We start from the raw sequence: 4,043 nt of genomic DNA, 5'->3' as shown, positions 1-4,043 counted from the left end.
AAGCACGTTCTTTCATTTGAGCTTTCTTCAATTTAAAATAAATACAGAAACTAGCTATCTTCAAAAATATGGTTGAATAATTATTAATAATAGTGTATAATTATTAATATTTTCAAGCATTTTTGCCATGGGTCTTTCAAAATTTCTCGATCCTCGCAATGATTTGTGTTTCAAAAAAATCTTTGGAACGGAAAAAAATAAGAATATCCTGATCCACTTTTTGAACGATATTTTAGGGTTTACTGAGATAAATGCAATACAAGAAGTTGAGTTTCTCAGCACTATTATAGATCCCGAAGTTGCCTCTAATAAACAAAGTATTGTTGATGTTCTCTGCAAGGATTCTCACGGAAATAGATATATAGCAGAAATGCAGCTCGCTAGAGACAACGGCTTCGAAAAACGCGCTCAATTATATGCCGCTAAAGCCTACTCAAGACAATTAGATAAATCTGGCAACTACATTGATTTAAAGAAAGTCTTCTTTATTGTTATGTCAAATTGTAACTTACTTCCTGAAGAAGTTGATTATATTTCTACTCACAATATACGTGATATAAAAACTAACGGCCATTACTTAAAAGATTTTCAGTTTGTCTTTATTGAGTTGCCTAAATTCGCAAAAAATAAAGTAGAGCAGTTAGAAAGTATAGTAGAAAGGTGGTGTTTCTTTTTTAAATACGCAGAAGAAACAACAGAAGAGGATTTAAAAGAGATAGCAGAAAAAGCGCCAATAATAAAGCTAGCATATGATGAATTAGACAAGTTTCGTTGGAACGAAAAAGATTTAGTAGCCTATGAAGAAAGGATAATGGATCTACGCAAAGAAGAAGCTATTCTTGAATACAGACTTGATCTTGCTGAAGAGAAAGGTACACAAAAAGGTATAGAGAAAGGGAAAATTGAAGGGAAAATTGAAGTCGCAAAAGCAATGCTGGCTAATAATGTTGATGTCAACACTATTGTTAAGTTTGCTGGCCTTTCTATTAGTGAGATTGAAGAATTAAGTGGAAATCTGTGAACAGTTACGTTTATTTTTTATCCTTATCATCAAGTGTAAATAAGGTTATTGTAGAGATTAAGCCTATTATAACTATTATTAACGAAAATGGGGCAGCTTCTCTATAGCGCTCATCGCTTACAAGTTCATATATTCTAGTTGATATAGTTTCAAAATTAAATGGTCTTATAATGAGTGTCGCTGTGAGCTCTTTGATAGTATCCATAAATACGAGCAAAAATCCCGATAATATACTCTTCTTGATGAGAGGGATATGAACATTCAAACATGTGGAAATAGGTCCGTGACCCATGGTATATGCAGTCCACTCAATTTCATTTGGTGTTTTTTTGAGCCCTGACTCTACCGCCTTGAAAGATATAGCAAAAAAACGGAATAAATATGAGTAAACTAATGCGCCAATAGTTCCTACTAAGCTAATTTCCACAACATATTGAGTAATGAAAGAGGATATTCTGCTTAAAAATATTATTATACTAATTGCGATAATTGCATTTGGAATTGCGTAGCCTAAAGAAATGAGACGCGCTATACTGTTGATTACCTTATTTTTACGCACCGTATATCCAATCATTATTGCAATGCTAATTGAGATTAATGCGGTGATAAATGATAAACTAATGCTATTTGCTATTATGTTATAGAATCTTGCTTCGTATATGAAAAACCCCTTCTCTATGCTCCAATATATGAGCGGAATCATTGGCAAAATAAAACCTATTAATATCGGCAATACACACATAAGATAAGCAAAGATCAACGGTATAGCGCCACTTATACTCCGTTTGTTGTGATAATCTGAATTGGTATTGATTGAAGAGTAGGATATTCCTTTTTTTTGTAGTTTTTTTTCGATAGCTATGAGTGTTGCAACGAAAATCAGCTCTGCAACTGCTAAAACAGTAGTTGAATATTTGTCATGCAGTAAAAACCAGGTGCGATATATTCCTGTCGTAAAAGTATCAATAGCAAGAAACTGTGGTGTGCCGAAATCTGTAATTACTTCCATTAGTACCAAAGACAACCCAGCTATAATTGATGGGCGTATGGAGGGTATGATGACAGAAAACAGGCTCTTCAATGAGGAGAACCCAAGTGTTGACGCAATAGTGACTGAGTTACTAACATTCTTTAGACTTGAGCGGACTAACATATAAACGTATGGATATAGGCTGAATCCCATTACTAATATTCCACCACCTAGGGATTTTATTTCAGGAAACCAATAGTCACCTTTGCTCCACTCTAAAATGTCTCTTAATGAGCTCTGCACCGGACCTGAAAACTCTAGTGTATTTACATAGACGAACGCTACTATATATCCAGGAATCGATATTGGAAAGAATAAAGCAATCTCAAAAATTTTACTTCCAGGAAATGAAAAAAATGTGGTGAGCCAAGCTGGAATTACTCCAAATATGAAAGATATTCCCCCCACTCCTATCATCAAAATTAACGTACTCAGTATATATTCAGGGAAAAGTGTGCTGATTACCCATCCGGAATTTGCTGTATCTGTAAATAGAATCGATATTAATGATAATATTGGACAGACGAATAATATACTTACTAGAAATAAGAATATATTTTTAAATACTCTTAAAAACATTAATTTGAATCTATATTTTATATTAAAATGTTATATGTAAAAACTGAAAATATCCAGTAATTAACAGCCGTACTATTGAATATCTTTATAATTTTGTATATCATGTTTTTAGTTGATAAGTGAATAATCATGAGCTTCGTCATTGCAACTTTCTATCATTTTGTAGAACTTTCTAATTATTATGACATGAAAGACGAAATAAAAGCTGCATGCGACAACATTGAATTAAAGGGTACTATACTCCTTGCAGAAGAGGGTGTTAATGCAACAATATCTGGTGAAAGAAACGCAATTGATAAAATATTCGATTTTCTACGTTCTGATTATAGGCTAAGGGACCTTACATGGAAAGAGAGTGCAGCAGAATATCAACCATTTAGCAAGATGAAGGTAAAATTAACAAGGGAGATTGTGAATCTCGGTGTGAGCAATCTTGATATTTCCCTTAAGGGTAAATATGTTGATCCAGAGCATTGGGATGATTTTACTTCTCAACCTGGCGTTTTAGTAATAGATACACAAAACGAGTATGAAGTGAAATTAGGCAAGTTTAAGAATGCAATTAATCCACACACACAATGTTTCCGCGAGTTTCCTCAGTGGACAGAGTCATTTTCTGATAGTAAAGACCTGAAAGTAGCTATGTACTGCACTGGTGGAATTAGATGCGAAAAATCTACAGCATATATGAAAAGCCTTGGATTTAGTGATGTTTACCATCTTAAAGGCGGCATTCTTTCTTACCTTGAAAAAACCTATAATAAAAATGGTAATTGGGAAGGTGTGTGTTTTGTTTTTGATGATAGAGTTGCTGTTGATAACTCACTTACTCCAAGCAACACAATAAAATGCATATTCTGCTCAAATCAAGTTTCAACTGATAAACTGAAATCAGTTTCACGTGGCCAGGTGGTTTGTTCTGATTGGAAACTTCAGTGTTATAGATATAATAAATAAGATTTCTCTACGTCATACCGCCGCGGCGCTAACAAGCAGCGAGATGACGAGGTCTTGAGATAGTCTTATGTTAGCTATAGAATTGGAAGGTTGCACTTCAAAAAGTAGAATGGCAAAGGCCATTCTACAACATTTTTCTAGCAAATTAAATAACCTGAAGTACATCTATTGACTAATACATCAATCCATATTACTTTCCACAAAAACAGAAGTGGGCGTTGAAAGACAGCTAACCATAACATCAGAAAGGCATCTAGCTGGTGGATTTTTAAGTAAACCTATTATTTTTTTATTTTCAGTAAAAGAAGATGGTTTTCTACCATTATTATCCTTTATATTAGCTTTGGCTCTTGCCTTCAGAAGAAATTCAACCATATCAGCATTATTAGTAGAAGTAGCATGGTGTAATGCAGTTCTACCCAGATTATTCTGGATATTAATGTTAGCACCTTTTTC

At 33.8% G+C, this 4,043-nt stretch carries 4 protein-coding genes; 2 read left to right on the top strand and 2 right to left on the bottom strand.

Annotated elements, in window-relative coordinates:
- The first annotated feature begins 127 nt into the window (after positions 1-127).
- On the top strand, positions 128-1,021 hold the full coding sequence (locus tag WGMM_RS02170) for an Rpn family recombination-promoting nuclease/putative transposase (RefSeq protein WP_038249413.1): 894 nt from the start codon (positions 128-130) through the stop codon (positions 1,019-1,021).
- Between the two features lie 10 nt (positions 1,022-1,031).
- Here WGMM_RS02170 and WGMM_RS02165 read toward each other — a convergent pair whose 3' ends face one another.
- On the bottom strand, positions 1,032-2,630 hold the full coding sequence (locus tag WGMM_RS02165) for an ABC transporter permease (RefSeq protein ID WP_038249410.1): 1,599 nt from the start codon (positions 2,628-2,630) through the stop codon (positions 1,032-1,034).
- 129 nt (positions 2,631-2,759) lie between these two features.
- Between WGMM_RS02165 and trhO the strand changes: the two genes are divergently transcribed.
- Positions 2,760-3,587 carry an oxygen-dependent tRNA uridine(34) hydroxylase TrhO gene (gene trhO, locus WGMM_RS02160; protein WP_038249408.1) on the top strand — a complete coding sequence of 276 codons (828 nt, stop codon included), beginning with the start codon at positions 2,760-2,762 and terminating at the stop codon, positions 3,585-3,587.
- 180 nt (positions 3,588-3,767) lie between these two features.
- On the opposite strand, the gene WGMM_RS02155 is transcribed toward trhO, so the two are convergent.
- A partial coding sequence (locus WGMM_RS02155; RefSeq protein WP_240991863.1) for an ankyrin repeat domain-containing protein occupies positions 3,768-4,043 on the bottom strand: 276 nt, incomplete at its 5' end.

It is taken from the genome of Wolbachia endosymbiont of Glossina morsitans morsitans (assembly GCF_000689175.1).
Taxonomy (GTDB): Bacteria; Pseudomonadota; Alphaproteobacteria; order Rickettsiales; family Anaplasmataceae; genus Wolbachia; species Wolbachia pipientis.
The sequence above is the reverse complement of the archived record's forward strand: the minus strand, read 5'-3'. Positions and strand labels throughout refer to the sequence as shown.